This window comes from Mesorhizobium sp. M7A.F.Ca.US.014.04.1.1, assembly GCF_003998745.1.
GTDB lineage: Bacteria > Pseudomonadota > Alphaproteobacteria > Rhizobiales > Rhizobiaceae > Mesorhizobium > Mesorhizobium ciceri.
Window position 1 is genome coordinate 1 of sequence record NZ_RZRW01000071.1, and the last position, 15,596, is coordinate 15,596.

Annotated in this window: 18 protein-coding genes; 10 read left to right on the plus strand and 8 right to left on the minus strand. The window is 62.5% G+C overall.

Features of this window, described 5'->3' with window-relative positions; all coding sequences use genetic code 11:
- Positions 1-81: 81 nt before the first annotated feature.
- Together EOA22_RS07475 and EOA22_RS07480 are read right to left on the minus strand one after the other, a co-directional pair.
- Positions 82-747 carry an outer membrane protein gene (locus EOA22_RS07475; RefSeq protein WP_027160415.1) on the minus strand — a complete coding sequence of 222 codons (666 nt, stop codon included), beginning with the start codon at positions 745-747 and terminating at the stop codon, positions 82-84.
- A gap of 94 nt (positions 748-841) precedes the next feature.
- Entirely contained in the window at positions 842-1,693 is an 852-nt protein-coding gene (locus tag EOA22_RS07480; RefSeq protein WP_063168107.1) for an alpha/beta fold hydrolase, read from the minus strand.
- Between the two features lie 147 nt (positions 1,694-1,840).
- Between EOA22_RS07480 and ade the strand changes: the two genes are divergently transcribed.
- A complete protein-coding gene (gene ade / locus EOA22_RS07485; protein ID WP_127389907.1) occupies positions 1,841-3,634 on the plus strand; it encodes an adenine deaminase in 1,794 nt (597 codons plus the stop codon).
- 161 nt (positions 3,635-3,795) lie between these two features.
- Here the strand turns inward: ade and EOA22_RS07490 are convergent, their stop codons facing one another.
- Together EOA22_RS07490 and EOA22_RS07495 are read right to left on the minus strand one after the other, a co-directional pair.
- On the minus strand, positions 3,796-4,959 hold the full coding sequence (locus tag EOA22_RS07490) for an alpha/beta hydrolase (protein WP_063168105.1): 1,164 nt from the start codon (positions 4,957-4,959) through the stop codon (positions 3,796-3,798).
- A 137-nt stretch (positions 4,960-5,096) separates the two neighbouring features.
- The gene (locus tag EOA22_RS07495) at positions 5,097-6,170 is read right to left on the minus strand and encodes an alpha/beta hydrolase (protein WP_013531324.1); all 1,074 of its coding nucleotides are present in this window, start codon (positions 6,168-6,170) and stop codon (positions 5,097-5,099) included.
- Between the two features lie 467 nt (positions 6,171-6,637).
- On the opposite strand from EOA22_RS07495, the gene ilvA reads away from it, so the two are divergent.
- On the plus strand, positions 6,638-7,894 hold the full coding sequence (gene ilvA / locus EOA22_RS07500) for a threonine ammonia-lyase IlvA (RefSeq protein ID WP_063168104.1): 1,257 nt from the start codon (positions 6,638-6,640) through the stop codon (positions 7,892-7,894).
- Positions 7,895-7,902: 8 nt separating this feature from the next.
- A complete protein-coding gene (locus EOA22_RS07505) occupies positions 7,903-8,463 on the plus strand; it encodes a DUF1697 domain-containing protein (protein WP_024503867.1) in 561 nt (186 codons plus the stop codon).
- Positions 8,464-8,471: 8 nt separating this feature from the next.
- Here the strand turns inward: EOA22_RS07505 and EOA22_RS07510 are convergent, their stop codons facing one another.
- A complete protein-coding gene (locus EOA22_RS07510) occupies positions 8,472-8,762 on the minus strand; it encodes a DUF2218 domain-containing protein (RefSeq protein WP_027160411.1) in 291 nt (96 codons plus the stop codon).
- Positions 8,763-8,908: 146 nt separating this feature from the next.
- Positions 8,909-9,349 (minus strand): lactoylglutathione lyase, encoded by a 441-nt coding sequence (gene gloA / locus EOA22_RS07515; RefSeq protein ID WP_013531328.1) that lies wholly within the window; start codon positions 9,347-9,349, stop codon positions 8,909-8,911.
- A 238-nt stretch (positions 9,350-9,587) separates the two neighbouring features.
- Here gloA and EOA22_RS07520 point away from each other — a divergent pair, with 238 nt between their 5' ends.
- From EOA22_RS07520 to EOA22_RS07530, 3 genes are read left to right on the plus strand one after another with little or no spacing between them, the layout of a single operon-like run.
- Positions 9,588-10,163, plus strand: coding sequence for a cold-shock protein (locus EOA22_RS07520; RefSeq protein WP_174564974.1), 576 nt, complete (start codon positions 9,588-9,590; stop codon positions 10,161-10,163).
- A gap of 24 nt (positions 10,164-10,187) precedes the next feature.
- A complete protein-coding gene (locus tag EOA22_RS07525; RefSeq protein WP_013531330.1) occupies positions 10,188-10,748 on the plus strand; it encodes a DUF192 domain-containing protein in 561 nt (186 codons plus the stop codon).
- A 20-nt stretch (positions 10,749-10,768) separates the two neighbouring features.
- The gene (locus tag EOA22_RS07530) at positions 10,769-11,536 is read left to right on the plus strand and encodes an alpha/beta hydrolase (protein WP_063168102.1); all 768 of its coding nucleotides are present in this window, start codon (positions 10,769-10,771) and stop codon (positions 11,534-11,536) included.
- An 85-nt stretch (positions 11,537-11,621) separates the two neighbouring features.
- Here EOA22_RS07530 and EOA22_RS07535 read toward each other — a convergent pair whose 3' ends face one another.
- Positions 11,622-12,224, minus strand: coding sequence for a hypothetical protein (locus tag EOA22_RS07535; RefSeq protein WP_063168101.1), 603 nt, complete (start codon positions 12,222-12,224; stop codon positions 11,622-11,624).
- A gap of 147 nt (positions 12,225-12,371) precedes the next feature.
- On the opposite strand from EOA22_RS07535, the gene cysE reads away from it, so the two are divergent.
- Entirely contained in the window at positions 12,372-13,220 is an 849-nt protein-coding gene (gene cysE / locus EOA22_RS07540) for a serine O-acetyltransferase (RefSeq protein ID WP_013531333.1), read from the plus strand.
- 310 nt (positions 13,221-13,530) lie between these two features.
- Positions 13,531-13,734, plus strand: a complete 204-nt coding sequence (locus EOA22_RS07545; RefSeq protein ID WP_013531334.1) for a DUF3126 family protein — start codon at positions 13,531-13,533, stop codon at positions 13,732-13,734.
- 62 nt (positions 13,735-13,796) lie between these two features.
- On the opposite strand, the gene EOA22_RS07550 is transcribed toward EOA22_RS07545, so the two are convergent.
- Complete coding sequence (locus EOA22_RS07550; protein WP_063168100.1) at positions 13,797-14,522, minus strand: hypothetical protein; 726 nt, start codon at positions 14,520-14,522, stop codon at positions 13,797-13,799.
- A gap of 125 nt (positions 14,523-14,647) precedes the next feature.
- Here EOA22_RS07550 and EOA22_RS07555 point away from each other — a divergent pair, with 125 nt between their 5' ends.
- On the plus strand, positions 14,648-14,989 hold the full coding sequence (locus tag EOA22_RS07555; protein ID WP_063168099.1) for a hypothetical protein: 342 nt from the start codon (positions 14,648-14,650) through the stop codon (positions 14,987-14,989).
- A gap of 19 nt (positions 14,990-15,008) precedes the next feature.
- Positions 15,009-15,548: a gamma carbonic anhydrase family protein gene (locus tag EOA22_RS07560; protein WP_024503875.1), complete on the plus strand. Its 540-nt coding sequence runs from the start codon at positions 15,009-15,011 to the stop codon at positions 15,546-15,548.
- Positions 15,549-15,596: the final 48 nt, after the last annotated feature.

Below are 15,596 nucleotides of genomic sequence, written 5' to 3' on the forward strand. Positions count from 1 at the left end.
CTGGGAGCGTCGGCCACCCTTCCATGAAGAGAGCCCCTCAAGTGGTCGCCTGGGCCGGCAGCGTCGCGATTGTGGGCCTGGTCAGAACTTGTAGCTCAAATTGATCCCGACCGTATTCAGCTTCACGTTCTGATCGCGATCGTTAAAGGGTTCTGCCACCTCGTAGTGCTCGGAGCCGAAATCATAGTAGCGATACTGCGCGCCGACGACGAACTTGTCGGTCAGCGCGTAGTCGACGCCGGCACCCACGGTCCAGCCGACATTCGTGCGCGTGCTGTCGAACGCCGGACCCGCGACTTGCGATGTTTCGATGCCGGCAAAGGCGACGCCGCCAATGCCGTAGACCAGCAGGCGGTCCATGGCGTAACCCGCCTTGGCGTTGACCGACCCGAACCACTTGATGTCGGTGCCGAATGTGCTTCCCAGCGCCGATACCGTCGTGCCGCCGACCGAGGAATAGTTGAGGTCCGCCTCGGCGCCGAGCACCGCCTGGTCGAATTGCCACAGGCCGGCGACGTGGCCGCCGACAAAACCGCCGTCAATGTCGGGCGCGATGGAAAATGGCGCACCTTCTGTCACCGATACATCGGATTGGCCCCAGCCATAGCCGGCCTGCAGACCAGCGTAATAGCCCGTCCAGTCGAATCCGGGCGCGGTCATCGGCACGTCGACCGCCGGGTCGGCTGCAAAAGCCGGCACGGCCAGAACGGCAAGGAAACCGGCACTAGCGACCATCAATCGACGCATCGAACTCCCCGAAATGACGGTTCAGAAAGATCCTCGTCAGAAGGATAACCGCATTCGCCGCAATCGCAATCCCCCTGTCGCCGTACAGAATCCTCTATTTGGCATCGATGAAGTCCAGCACAGCCTGGCTATATTCATCCGGCGCTTGCAGCATGGCGAAATGACTGGCGTTGGGCAGGATGATCAGCTTCGCACCTGGGATGGCGGAGGCGATATAGTCGGTGTGTTCGCGCTTGATCGCCTCATCGTGGTCGCCGGCAACGATCGCCGTCGGCGTGGTTATCTCGGCAAGCTGTTCCTTGCTCCACGCCGGCTCGCTCTCCCACATGTGGCTCATCTGCGCCACGAAGGCGTCATACTGGTCCGGTGTTTTCGACATCTTCTTGTAGTCGCGGCCGGAGCGGTCGATGTAGGCGGCAAAGGTCTTGTTGGTCATCACGCCCGGATCAAGGCCGTCGGTGGTTACGTTGGCGGCTTGCGCGAACAGCCTTGTCAGCCGCTCCGGATGATGCAGTGCGATGTCGATACCGATGATGCCGCCATCGCTCCAGCCGACAAGCGCGGTCTTGTCGATCTTCAGGTGGTCGAGCAGCGCCAGATAGTCCGATGCCATCAAGTCGTAGCCATAGGGCTGCTCGGTGCGGGTGGAGCGGCCGTGGCCACGGCTGTCGGCGACGATTACCTTGTGCGTCTTGGAAAGCGTGGCCACCTGGCTGGCCCAGATGTCGCCGTGGCCGAGGCCGCCATGGATGAGCAGCACCGGATCGCCCGCGCCGAAAACGGCGTAGTACATCTGGATGCCGTTCACCGGCGCGTATCCGCTCTGATCGGGTTTGGGCATGGCCGCTGGTTCCGGCAAGGTCTGCCAACGCTCCTCGGCCACGGCAGAAGTGGTCGACGCTGCGAACAAGATAACGATGGCGAACGCTTTCCAAAAACGGGTCATGTCTTCCCTCATATGGTTCGGTTCGCGGTCAGCATCGCCTTCCAGCCGGATTAGTCAACAAGCTCGCCCTGACGCGGTATGTCGGACCGACGGCTCTGGCGGCGCCCGCCGACATTTGCGAGACTGGCGGCAACCGAGGAATCGCCAATGACGAAAGCAACGCCCGCAAACCCCAGACCGACACATCTGGTCGATGTCGCCGTGGGGCGCAAACCCGCTGACCTGGTCGTGCGCAACGGCCGCTGGGTGAACGTTCATTCGGGCGAGATCATCGCCGGCACCGACATCGCCATTGCCGGCGGGCGCTTTGCCTATTGCGGGCCCAATGCCAGCCATGCAATCGGCCAGGGCACCAAGGTGGTCGATGCCGGCGGGCGTTATCTGGTGCCCGGCCTCTGCGACGCGCATATGCATGTCGAGAGCGGCATGGTGACGGTGACCGAGTTCTGCCGGGCCGTCATTCCGCACGGCACCACCTCGATGTTCATCGACCCGCACGAGATCGCCAATGTTCTGGGTCTGCCCGGCGTGCGGCTGATGCATGACGAAGCGGTCGCCATGCCCATCAACGTGCATGTCCAGATGCCGTCCTGCGTGCCTTCGGCGCCGGGGCTGGAACATGCCGGCGCCGAGCTGACGGTCGCCGATGTCGCGGAAGCGATGACCTGGGAGAACATTATCGGCCTGGGCGAAGTGATGAATTTCCCCGGCGTCGTCGCCAATGATCCGGTCATGTCGGGCGAGATCGCGGCGACGGTCAAGGCGGGCAAGACGGTCGGCGGCCACTATGCCTCGCGCGATCTCGGCCTGCCGTTCCACGGCTACGTCGCCGGCGGCCCCGAGGACGACCATGAGGGCACGCGCGCCGAGGACGCTATCGCCCGCGTGCGCCAGGGCATGAAGGCGATGCTGCGGCTGGGCTCGGCCTGGTACGACGTCGCCTCGCAGATCAAGGCGGTGACGGAGGGCGGAATCGACCCGCGCAACTTCATCCTGTGCACCGACGACAGCCATTCCGGCACGCTGGTCCAAGAGGGCCATATGGACCGCGTGGTGCGCCACGCCATCCAACAGGGATTGAAGCCGGTGACGGCGATCCAGATGGCGACGCTCAATACCGCCCAGCATTTCAAACTGGAGCGCGAGATCGGCTCGATCGCGCCGGGCCGGCTGGCCGACCTGCTGATCGTCTCGGATCTCGCCGCAATGACCATCGACGAGGTCTATGCACGCGGCGTCAGGGTGGCCAAGGGCGGCAAGCTCGAAATCGACATTCCGGCCTATGATTACCCCCGGACGGCGAAGAACACCGTCAAGCTCGGCAAGAAGTTGAAGGGCGACGACTTCGATATCGCCGCCCCCAAGGGCGCCAACGAGGTTCGGGTGCGTGTCATCGGCGTCATCGAGAACCAGGCGCCGACGCGCGCGCTGGAGGCCGATCTGCCGGTCGAGGACGGGCTGGTCGCAATGGACCGCCGCAACGACATCTGCCAGATCGCGCTGGTCGAGCGTCACAGGGGCACGGGCGGCGTCAGCAACGCCTTCGTTTCGGGCTTCGGCTATATGGGCGACTGCGCCATGGCGTCCAGCGTGGCGCATGACGCCCACCACATCATCTGCGTCGGCACCAACAAGCAGGACATGGCGCTGGCGGTAAACCGTCTGGGCGCGGTCGGTGGCGGCGTCGTGCTGTTCTCCAAGGGCAAGGAACTGGCGCTGGTCGAAATGCCGATCGCAGGCCTGATGTCGGACGAACGGGCGGAAATCGTCGCCGCCAAGGCCGAGAAGCTCACCGAGGCGATGCGCAAGATGGGCTGTTCATTGAACAACGCCTACATGCAGCACTCGCTGCTGGCGCTGGTCGTCATTCCGGAGCTCAGGATCTCCGATGTCGGCCTGATCGATGTGACGACATTCCAGAAGGTCGATCTGTTCGTCTAGGATTGTTGATATTCAGGCCATGCCGACCTGTAAGTAGCGATTTTCTGCGCTTCCGGTGCTCACGTACTTAAGTACGCTCCGCTCCGGTTCTCGAAAACCACCACTTTCGGCTCGGCCTGACCCGAATCTCAACAATCCTAGGGCCAATGCCGCCCGCTGGCTCACCCGCCGGTGGCGATGGTCAGCACCTTGAACGGCGTGGTGATGACGATCTCGGCGACCGAGCCGACGGCCTTGCCGAGGCCCTGGCCGAGATTGTTGAGCTGTGTCGGGTCGGGTTCGTCCGAGGCGAGGCCCGCCGGCGCCCGCAGCCGGTCGCCGAGCAGTTGCACCAGCATCGGGTTGTCGGCGAATTTGGCGTGGTTGAGGCGGTCGCCGCCCTTGGCCTGGGAAAGATCGACCACCGACACGCCATAGCTGGCGAGGTCTGCAGCGTTGCCGTAGTCGCCGACGCGCGGCTTGTCGCCCGAGATCAGGGACGAGAGCTTGAGAGCCCGGTCATCCGCAGAGAGCAGGATGGCGAACGGCTTGTCGGGTTTGCCGTAGCGGATCATCTGCTTCTTGAAGACGTCGACATCGATGTCGGGCGAGGCCAGGATGACGTAGCCCAGTTTGCCGCCGAGATCCCGGTCGCCGGTGATGGCAAGCTGGCGCAGCGTCTCCATGGTCACCCAGGTTCCCATCGAATGGGCGATGATGTCGATGCTCTTGACCTTTGTCTTGGCCAGCATCCTGAGCGTCGCCTCGAGGTCGTCGCGCGCTGCGTTGGCGCTTTCCTTGTCGTAGATGTAACCCGTGGTCTTGCCGCTCGAAGCCCAGGAGAACAGCACCGGGGTGCCGGGATATTTGGTGTCGTGGGCGATCTGCGTCAGCCGGTAGATGCCGTCGTCAAAACCGTTGTTGAAGCCGTGCACGAAAACCAGCGCACGGTCGCCGCGCATGGAAATGTCGGCGCCGACCGCTTTGGCGAACTGGGGCGCGCCTTCATAGAAAGTGACGTCCTTGGCGGTAAAATCCTTGGCAGGATTGCTGTTTGCCGATCCCTTGGCCCGCTCGATGGCGCCGACCTGATGGCTTTTGGGAACGGTGACGTCGACACGGGCAAAGCTGGTGGTCAGCGAGCGATCGCCGTCGTAAACCTGTCGCGGCTCTTTTGTTGCCCTCTGGCGGGTGGTGGCGACGAAGATTTCATGCGTGGCCGCGATGTCGGATGCGGGCACCGAGACCGTCGTCCTGTTGAGCAGGTCGTGCGTTTTCCCGCCAGCGCAGCCGGTGACAGCGAGCGCCGATGCAACGACGAGGTAGCTCTTCGAACGCACGGTCACACGCAGGCTCCCGCAAAAGGGGACGTCAAACGCGTGACGTCGCTGGCTATTCCGATAAGGCCAGAGACCGGCGCGGTCCAGTTCAAAGTGAATCCATACGTCCGCGATGCCGGGCAGGCATCGCCGCGAGACCGCACCTATTGGCCAAGCAGGCTGATGCGGTCGGTGACATCACGGTCGCTGGCAAAGCCGTCATCCTCGCGCAGCCGCTGGCCGATCATCTTCACCAGCGTCGGATTGTCGGCGAATTTCGTATGGTTGAAGCTGTCCGATCCCTTGACCTTGGACAGGTCGACGACCGTCACGCCATAGGAGGCAAGATCGGCGGCATCCTTGTAGTCGCCGACACGCGGCCGTGAACCGGCGATCAGGCCGGAGAGCCGCAGCGCACGGTCGTCGTCCGATAACAGCAGGATGAACGGCTTGTCGGGCTTGCCATAGCGCCGCATCTGGCTCTTGAACACGTCGACATCGATGTCGGGCGAGGCCAGCACCACGTCGCCGAGCTTGCCGCCGAGATCGCGATCGCCGGTGATGGCCATCTGGCGCAGCGTTTCCATGGTGACCCAGGTTCCGAGCGAATGTGCGACGATGTCGATGCGCCGCGCGCCGGACTGCTCCAGCATCCTGAGCGTCACCTCCAACTGGTCGCGGGCAGCGCTGGCGCTTTCCTTGTCGTAGACATAGTCGGTGGTCCTGGCGCCCGATGCCCAGGAAAACAGCACTGGCGTGCCGGGATAGCCGGAATCATGGACGATCTGGGTCAGGCGATAGACGGCGGCATCGAAGCCGGTGTTGTAGCCATGCACGAAGACCATGACGCGGCCGCCGCGCGCCGCGATGTCGGCGTTGAGCGCGCTGGAGAATTTCGGCTGCGTGTCGTAGCCGACGACCTCGGAAGCCATGAAATACTTGGCCGGGTCGTCCGACTTGCCGCGCGAGCGGCGCTCGATCTGGCCGGTCTTGTGAAGCCCCGGAACGGTGACGTTGACGCGGGCATAGTTCAGCGTCGCCGACCGTTCGCCGTCGAAAACCTTGTTGGGATCGTCGGATTTCTTGCGCGTCGTGGCGATGAAGATCGAGTGGTTGCCGGCGATCTCCGTCACCGGCGCGGACACCATGGCGCTGCCAAGCAATTCCTGTGTTTGCTGGCCGGCGCAGCCGGCGACGAACAAGGCCAGGACAACGGTAAAAATCTTCTTCAAAGGCACGCCTGAATTTCCAACTCCGGCCGAAAGGCCTGTCTATCCTCACGATACCTCCCGGACAGGCAGAGTGCGGCAGAACTAAGTCCTGTCGAGTCGAAATGTGATCGGCGCCCCGCTGCGGCCATCGCAGTGTTGCGCGAAAGCCAAAATGGCGGGAAACGCCTGCGTGATGTGCGCAATGAGCGGCGTCGCCGCTGGCCCTCCAATCCCCGCGGAGATAGCGATTTCATACCGCCCGATGCGAGGGGGCATGAGAATGCACCCGCAAGTAGCTGAAAATATTTCGCAGAATTTCCGCCCGGAAGGACGTAAATGATGGACGATGGCGCTGGGGAGCCGGATATGTGATAGGCGGGCTCGCGCCGCACCTGGTCATGGCGCTCAACAACCGAACGTTCGCGACCCGATTAATGATAGAGATCCGCGGACAGCATGCAACGCAAGGTGATTTTCCCCAGGGGTGGTTTCCGATGAACAGTTTCTCTTCCCGCGTTGCTGCCGCTGCCGCCGCGATCCGCCAGATCTTCCCTGAAACGCCGCTACAGGAAAACGACTATCTGTCGAAAAAGACCGGTGCGCGGGTGCTGTTGAAGCGCGAGGATCTGTCGCCGGTCCGCTCCTACAAGATCCGCGGCGCCTTCAATTTCTTCCGCAAGACACTGGCGGCCGGCAACGAGGCCGAACTGTTCGTCTGCGCGTCCGCCGGCAACCACGCGCAGGGCTTTGCTTTCGTCTGCCGCCATTTCGGCAGGCGAGGCGTCGTGTTCATGCCGGTGACGACGCCGCAGCAGAAGATCGACAAGACCAGGCTGTTCGGCGGCGATTTCATCGAGATCAGACTGGTCGGCGATTTCTTCGACGATTGCTATCGCGCTGCCCTGGAATTCACCGACAGTTCCGGCGCCCATATGGTGCCGCCTTTCGATCACAAGGACATCATCGAGGGCCAGGCAACCGTCGCCTACGAGATCGCGGACCAGATGCCGGGCGCCCGCATGCCCGATATCGTCATGCTGCCGGTCGGCGGTGGCGGACTTGCCGCGGGCGTCACCCACTATTTCGCCGATCAGGGCAGGGAAGCACACTTCGTCTTCTGCGAACCGGCAGGCGCGCCGAGCCTGCGCGAGAGCCTCGCAGCGGGGAAACGGCTCAAGCTCGCCAAGGTCGACAATTTCGTCGATGGCGCCGCGGTGGCCGAGATCGGCCGCGAGCCGTTGCGTCATCTCAAGGATTTTCCGGCCGACACGGTGCGGCTGATCCCGGAAAACAGGCTCTGCGCCACCATGATCGAGATGCTCAACGTCGAAGGCGTCGTGCTGGAGCCGGCCGGCGCGCTGGCGATCGATGCGCTCAAGGATTTCTCCAAGAAGGAGATCAGGGGCAAGACGATCGTTGCCGTGGTTTCGGGCGGCAATTTCGATTTCGAGCGGCTGCCGGACGTCAAGGAACGGGCGTTGCGCTTCGAGGGTCTGAAGAAATACTTCATCATCCGTTTTCCGCAGCGGCCGGGCGCGCTGCGCGATTTCCTCGAACTGCTCGGACCCGACGACGACATCGCCCGTTTCGAATATCTGAAGAAATCGGCGCGCAATTTTGGTTCGGTGCTGATCGGCATCGAAACCAGGGACCGTCGCAATTTCGATCTGCTCAAGGCGAAGTTCGAGGCCGAGGGCGTTCAGTATCAGGACATCACCGACAACGAGACACTGGCCGGGTTCATCATATGAGCGATCGAATGGTTGATCCGGGAAAAATCTTCGTCGCGCTGTTTTCCGGCATCAATGTCGGCGGCAACCGCATCGTCAAGATGGCGGAGCTGCGGTCGTTCTTCGAGGGCCTCGGCTTTTCCGACGTCGCCACCTACGTGCAGAGCGGCAATGCCGTGTTCCGGGCGAAGAAAGGCGACGCGGCGGCACTGGCGAACCTGCTCGAAGCAGCCTTCGAGACGAAATGGGGGTTCCATTCGCGCATCATGGTGCGCGATCTCTCCTGGTTCGAGAAGCTGGTGCGCGAAAATCCCTATCCGGAAATTGCCGCGGACCACACGAAGCTGCACGCCTATGTGCTGGAACGCGAGCCGACCGCCGATGAGGTGGCGCGGCTGACCGAAAAGTGCACCGGCCCCGAACGCTTCGAGATCAAGGGCGATGTGCTCTACCTCAGCGCACCGAATGGGCTGGGCAAATCGGTGTTTGCCGGGCTGATCCCGCGCACGCTGAAAGTGCCGGGTACCGCGCGCAATTGGCGCTCGGTGCAGGCGCTGCTGGAGATGGCCGCACACGCCGGTGAGAAGTAGTTGGCTGGCTAGGCGGAAGTTGGTTTCCAGTCGAAGGTCAGTTCTTCGCGGAAAGCAAAGCGCTTGATGTGATCGGCGACAACGCTTTCCAGGCGCTCGATCGATCCTGCTTCGTCAGTCGACACCGTGACATGCAGCGCTGCGGCATCGGCAGCCATGACGGTACGGCCCATTGAGAGATCGATGGTGCCATGGGTGGGATCGAACTCGACCGGGAATTTGTGTGCCCAGTGCTTGCACAACTGCTGCAGGTAGCGGCTGGCATGTTCGGTGGCGACGTCGGCATGGCTGGTCGGCATGAATTCTCCTGGGCAAGCGCCCTTTTGCATGGCTGGGCGCCGGCCAAGCCTGGCGCCTCAGCCAGACAGATAGGCGCCGCCCCTGAAAAACCAAACGGTAGCGGGGCCGTCAGCCTGGCATTGTCCGCTCAAGACAGCGTGATCGGCTACCAGCTTCCGGTGTTCGCCATCGAAGCCCAAGGCTCGGCCTTGGCCTTGGCCGGGCCTTTCTGCAAAAGCTCGATCGAGATGCCGTCCGGCGACTTGACGAAAGCCATGTTGCCGTCGCGCGGCGGCCGGTTGATGATGACGCCATTGTCCATCAGATGCTGGCAGGTGGCGTAGATGTCGTCGACCTCATAAGCGAGGTGGCCGAAATTGCGCCCGCCCTTGTAGTCTTCGGGATCCCAATTGTAGGTCAGTTCGACCAGCGGTGCCTTTTCATTGATGCCGCTCTCCTCGTCTTCCGGTGCGGCGAGGAAGATCAGCGTGAAGCGGCCCTGCTCGTTTTCGTAGCGGCGCACTTCCTTGAGGCCGAGCTTATTGCAGTAGAAGTCGAGCGAGGCATCGACGTCGGCGACGCGGATCATAGTGTGCAGATAGCGCATGTGATTTCCTCGATAAATTGCGTTGCGGCGCAACATAGGGTCGGCCCTGTCAAAGGGCAATCGTGCGGCGGTGCGCAATGCCGGCAAAGAACAAATCCGGTATTGCCCCAATGAACCGTGAAAAAAGGCACGGCAGGTCTTGCACACACCGGAAGCCGCAGTGTTAATCTGTTGGCAAGAATCAGTTGCGGTGTTCTTGAAAAGAGGGGGCATTCTTATGGGGGAAAAGGCCTCTTTCATGGGGCGGGACGGAACCCTTGGCGACGCCTTGCAGCGTGACGAAGGCGGCGACGCTTCTGATCTGCTCGAAGTAGCCGGCGCCATCAAGTGGTTCGATGTGGCCAAGGGTTATGGTTTCATCCTCCCGGATGACGGCATCTCGGGCGACATCCTCCTTCATGTGACATGTCTTCGAAGAGACGGCTTTCAGACGGCGCTGGAAGGCGCACGCGTGGTCTGCCTCGTCAAGCATGGCGAGCGCGGATTGCAGGCCTTCCGTGTGCTCTCCATGGATGTCACCACCGCGGTCCACCCGGCCGAGATGCAGGAGCAGCGCACCCATGTCGCGGTGACGCCGGAGAGCGGTCTCGAACGCGCCTTGGTAAAATGGTTCAACCGCACCAAGGGGTTTGGTTTTCTCACCCGCGGCGAGGGTACCGAGGACATCTTTGTCCATATGGAGACCTTGCGCCGTTACGGTATCACCGAGCTTCGGCCCGGACAGGTCGTGCTGGTTCGTTTCGGGCGCGGCGACAAAGGCCTTATGGCCGCCGAAATTCACCCCGATATGGGGACCTTGCCGGTCTCGCACTAGGGCGTTTCCGGCCGAGGATCTCGAATGGCTTACAGGAACTGGCTGACCGCGGGCGCGATGTGCGCGATTGCCTTCGTCGCCGCCGCCGGTGGTTACTTCTATTCCGAAAAGCCAACCTCGGCGGACAGCCGGGCAATGATCCTTCCGGCCGATCCGGCGCCATTGGTCGTGGTGACGAAAGGCGGTGATCGCTCTTTCTCCATCGAAGTCGCCGACACCGCCGCGGAGCGCGAGGCTGGCTTGATGTATCGCCAGGACATGGCGGACAACCACGGCATGCTGTTTGTCTTCGAGGTCCAGCAGCAGGTTGGCTTCTGGATGCACAACACCCCGATGCCGCTTGATCTGATTTTTGTCGGCCAGGACGGCAAGATCCGGGCGGTCAAGCACGGCGAGCCGCAATCAGACGCCGTCATTTCGCCTGGTGTACCGGTGCGCTTCGTGCTTGAGCTCAAGGCCGGCACTGCCGCCAGGAACGGCATCGAGTATGGCGACCTTTTGCGCCATCCGGCGGTGGGCACGGTGTCCGGCCCCGGCATGCCGCCCGCCGACAATGGCGATGCACCCAATGGCGGTGGCGGTTGAGTGCGCAAGCGGGGTCGCTGATGCAGTTTTTCACCCATGACGGCTTCGATCTTGCTTTCCTCGAGCGCCAGCCGGAATCGGGCGAGGGCGATCCGGTGCTGATGATCCACGGCTTCGCTTCGAGCCACTATGTCAACTGGGTGTCGCCCGGCTGGTTCAAGACGCTGAACGATGCCGGTTACCGCGCCATCACCTTTGACAATCGCGGCCACGGCGCGTCGTCCAAGAGCTATGATGAGGCCGACTATACGCCGGTCAAGATGGCCTCCGATGCCACTGCCTTGCTCGACCATCTCGGCATCGAGCGCGCCCACGTCATGGGTTATTCCATGGGCGCGCGCATCGCGGCGTTCATGGCGCTGTCCGATCCGGACAAGGTGGTGACGCTGGTCTTCGGCGGCCTCGGCATCGGCATGATCGACGGTGTCGGCGATTGGGATCCGATTGCCGACGCGCTGCTTGCCGAAGATCCGGCCGCGACCAGCCATCCGCGCGGCCGGTCGTTTCGCGCCTTCGCCGACCAGACCCGCAGCGATCGCCGTGCCTTGGCGGCTTGCATCGCCAAATCGCGCGAATTGCTGAGCGAGCAGGATGTTGCCCGCATCGCCCAGCCGACGCTGGTCGCAGTCGGCACCACCGACGACATAGGCGGCTCGCCCGATGAGCTTGCAGCGTTGATGCCGAACGCCAGGGCCTTCCACATCGAGGGCCGCGATCATATGCTTGCCGTCGGGGACAAGACCTTCAAGCAGCGCGTGCTGGAGTTCTATGCCGAAAATCCGCTCTGAGCGGAGGGCCCGGGCAGCGAGAAGCAGTGCCGTAGTCGGGGACGAGGCTGCTTGGCATCGTGATAGGCGCCTATCCTGATTGTCCTTAGCCGTTTGCAAGGGCCGCCAGCGATCGCGCAATGTTTTCCCGGGCCTGCGGTTCGAAGCGCTGGCGAAACTCTTGCGTGTGGAAGATATGCGGGCGGGCGAGGAAACTCTTCAAGACCGCACTGCGTCCGGCTCGCCACATCAGCTCCTCCACCCAGTGGTACTCGCGCCGCACGGCGCGCTCATAGGCGTCGAAGGCGTCCGGCGCGGCACCCAGGATCGACAGGTCCATATCCAGGAAAAGACTTGCGTCCCGTGTGGCCGTCGCGCCGTCGAACGGCGGCACCTGGTGCGTGGCGGTGGCGACAATCATTGCCGAGATGCGGTCGAGACGTGAAGGATCTGTGCGGCCCGCCAGCTTTTTTTCGGCAAGGGCGGCACTTTGCGCCTCATTGTCCTTGGCCCTGCTGTCATAGACGGCATCGTGGAACCAGATCGCCGCTTCGATCGCCTCGGGATCGGCCAGCAACCTTCGATAGTCGCCAGCCAGCGCCAGCATCGCCTCGATATGGGCAAGGTTGTGGTAGTGGCGGCCCTGTGCCCGGTAGAGCCCTGAGAGCTCGCTTTTCAGCGCGTCGTCGATCAAGGGTTCGTTTTCCATGGCTGCTTGAATTCCCGCGAACCAAATCCATTTGACAAAGCACTAAGGAAAATTGAGTTCAATCGTGCTATGATCTGGCTTATATGTGCGGCCGGGCAGCAGGCAAGCACAACAGGCAAGCCAGGCAGGACGCAGGACGAGACGGCGATGAACAGCATCAGCATTTCCCGACACAGCGCATTGAAGCCGGTCGATCCGATCTGGCGTTCGATCCGCGACGAGGCCATGGAGGCTGTCAACCGCGACCCGCTGCTCGCTGCATTCCTCTATTCGACCATCCTCAACCAGGACAGCCTGGAAGAAGCAGTCATTCATCGGCTGGCCGAGCGGCTGGCGCACCAGGACATCGGCTCCGATCTCATCCGCCAGACCTTCAAGTCCATGCTGGCCGACGACAAGGAGTGGCCGACGACGGTGCGTGTCGACATCCAGGCCTATTACGATCGCGATCCGGCTTGCGACCGCTTCATCATGCCGGTGCTCTATTTCAAGGGGTTCCACGCCATCCAGACGCATCGGCTGGCGCATTGGCTGTGGAACCAGGGGCGCAAGGATTTCGCGCTCTATCTGCAGAGCCGCTCGTCCTCGGTCTTCCAGACCGACATCAACCCGGCCGCCCGCATTGGCAAGGGCATCTTCATCGACCACGCAACCGGCCTCGTGGTCGGCGAGACCGCGGTCATCGAGGATGACGTGTCGATCCTGCATGGCGTGACGCTGGGCGGCACCGGCAAGGCCGGCGGCGACCGCCACCCCAAGATCCGCTACGGCGTGCTGATCGGCGCCGGCGCCAAGATACTCGGCAACATCGAAATCGGCCATTGCTCGAAGATCGCGGCCGGCTCGGTGGTGCTGTCGCCTGTGCCGCACAACAAGACGGTTGCCGGCGTGCCGGCCCGCGTCGTCGGCGAGACCGGCTGCGATCAGCCGTCGCGCCAGATGGACCAGCTTTTGCCGTCGCAGACGATGGATCAGGTCGTCAGTTTCGACATCTGATTGTCATATGTCCGCTGCCTGAGGCCGTGGGCAGACATGGGCGATTGTTCTCGCCCAAGGTCTTTTGAGATTCAGGTCAGGCCGAGCCGAAATGGTGGGTTCCGAGAACCGGAGCGGAGCGTACGTTTGGGTACGTGAGCACAGTTCTACCGCGACGCGGTAGAACGGGGAAGCGCAGGAAACCGCCATTTGCAGGCCGGCCTCACGTGAATATCAACAGACCTTAATCAGGCCGCTTGCCTTTACATCGCCATTGTCGACGTGCCAGAAGCGCGTTCGAACGAGCAAGCCCGATGATCGGAGAAGACTGTTGAAGCCGGACGAAATCAGAAAGCTGGACGCCTATTTCAAGCGCGTCTTCCAAAACCCCAAGCTTGAGGTCAAGGCGCGGCCGCGCAAGGACGATTCGGCCGAGGTCTATGTCGGCGACGAATTCCTCGGCATCGTCTTCAAGGACGAGGACGACGGCGACTACAATTTTTCGATGGCGATTCTCGACATCGATCTGGCCTGAGCCAGCAAATCTTGCGGTCGGCCGGCTCATGCGGCCGGCCAGCCGGTTCCCTTGAAGCGTTCTTAACGTCCCGCCTTCAGAACGCGCCCGGCTTCGGTGGCGATTGCCGCGTCGAGCGCCTGCCAATCGCCCAGAAACTCCCTTGGGAAGCGATAGGTGAGGCTGAGTTCGTCGCCGACCTGGATGTCGCGCTCGCAGGGCGCCAGCGATTGGTCGGCACTCGGCCCGCTCAGGCAACGGGCCACGAACGGCTCCTTGCCGGGGCGATTGCCGACAACCAGCACCTCGTTCAGATAGCCTGATTTCTCGTTGAAACCATAAATCATCGTGCCGCCAGGCCCGGCAGTGCCGGGTCGGATGATCAGCGCGCTGTAGATCGGCGCGAAGCGGCCGCTCATGTCACGCGACATCATCTGCTGTTCGAAGGACAGGAAGACGATGCTTTTGGCTGTTCCCGTATGGTTGAAATCATCTCGCGCGGCCTCGCTGTAGCCGTCCATCTGGGGATAGCGCAGATAGAGGTCGAGCCGCGAGGCGATGCCGTCGCGCCGGGCCTGGGCGAAACGGATGGCATTGGCCGGGACCGTGATGACATTGTTGCCGATCACCACCTGGTGGGCTGTTGCGTCGTCGGTGTATCCGGCCATGGCGATCGAATGGCCGAACCATTTGCCGGCAAGGCTGATCGCCACCGACAACAGGGCGAGCACCGCGAACCCGTAGAGCACCCGCTTCATCAGCCTGGAATCGACCACGGTGAGTTCGTTGGCGAGCGCTGCCTGCTTCATCTCAGTCCTCGGATCTCGGGCCGCCCGTCCGCCTGCAGTGTCCCCGGGCGGCACACATCGCACGGCATGGCTCTTGCAGCCTGCATGGAACGACTGTGCAATTTCATGGTAAACGGAAAGTTAAGATGGGACCGCTGGAACTCACACTCTTTGCTTTTGCCGTCGGGTTGACGGCCTGCGGGCTGGCCGGATCGGCCATGGAACTGGTGTCGGGCCGCAAGGTCGCCTTCACCGAACCCTATGTGTCGCCGTCACATGTCTTGCGCTCGCTGCTCGCCACGGCCTGTGCGGGACCGTTCATGCTGGTCAACGACGCCATCGATGCCCGGCGTCAGCGCCGCATTTCAACGTTGGCGCTGATGTCCTGCGGCTGCACGGCAATTGCGTGGACCTTGGCGCTGGGCGTCGTCGTGCTTGCCATTGCCTCATGGTCGGTCCGTCTCCTAGGGTCCGAGCTGCCAGCTTGAGACGATTCGGAGACCAGGAATGCCGCTTTATGCGATCGATGGAACAGAGCCCAGCTTCGCCGATGCGGACTCGAACTGGATCGCGCCCGATGCGACGCTGATCGGCGACGTCAGGGTCGGACGCAATGCCGGCTTCTGGTTCGGCGCCGTCATCCGGGGCGACAATGAGCCCATCGTCATCGGTGCCGACACCAACGTGCAGGAACATACGGTCATGCACACCGATCCCGGTTTCCCGCTGACGATCGGCGAAGGCTGCACGATCGGCCACCGCGCCTTGCTGCATGGCTGCACGATCGGCGACAACAGCCTGATCGGCATGGGCGCCATCGTGCTGAACGGCGCGAAAATCGGCAGGAATTGCCTGGTCGGCGCCGGTGCGCTGGTTACCGAGGGCAAGGAATTCCCGGACAATTCGCTGATCGTCGGCTCGCCCGCCAAGGCGATCAGGGTGCTGGACGACGCGGCCGTGGCAAGGTTGCGCGGCTCGGCGGCGCATTATGTCGCCAACGGCAAGCGCTTCAAGGCGGGGTTGAAGAAGGTTTTCGAACGGCCATAGCCAGAAATGGCGGAGCCGGCCCGGGGACGGGGCCGGCTCCTTTCACCC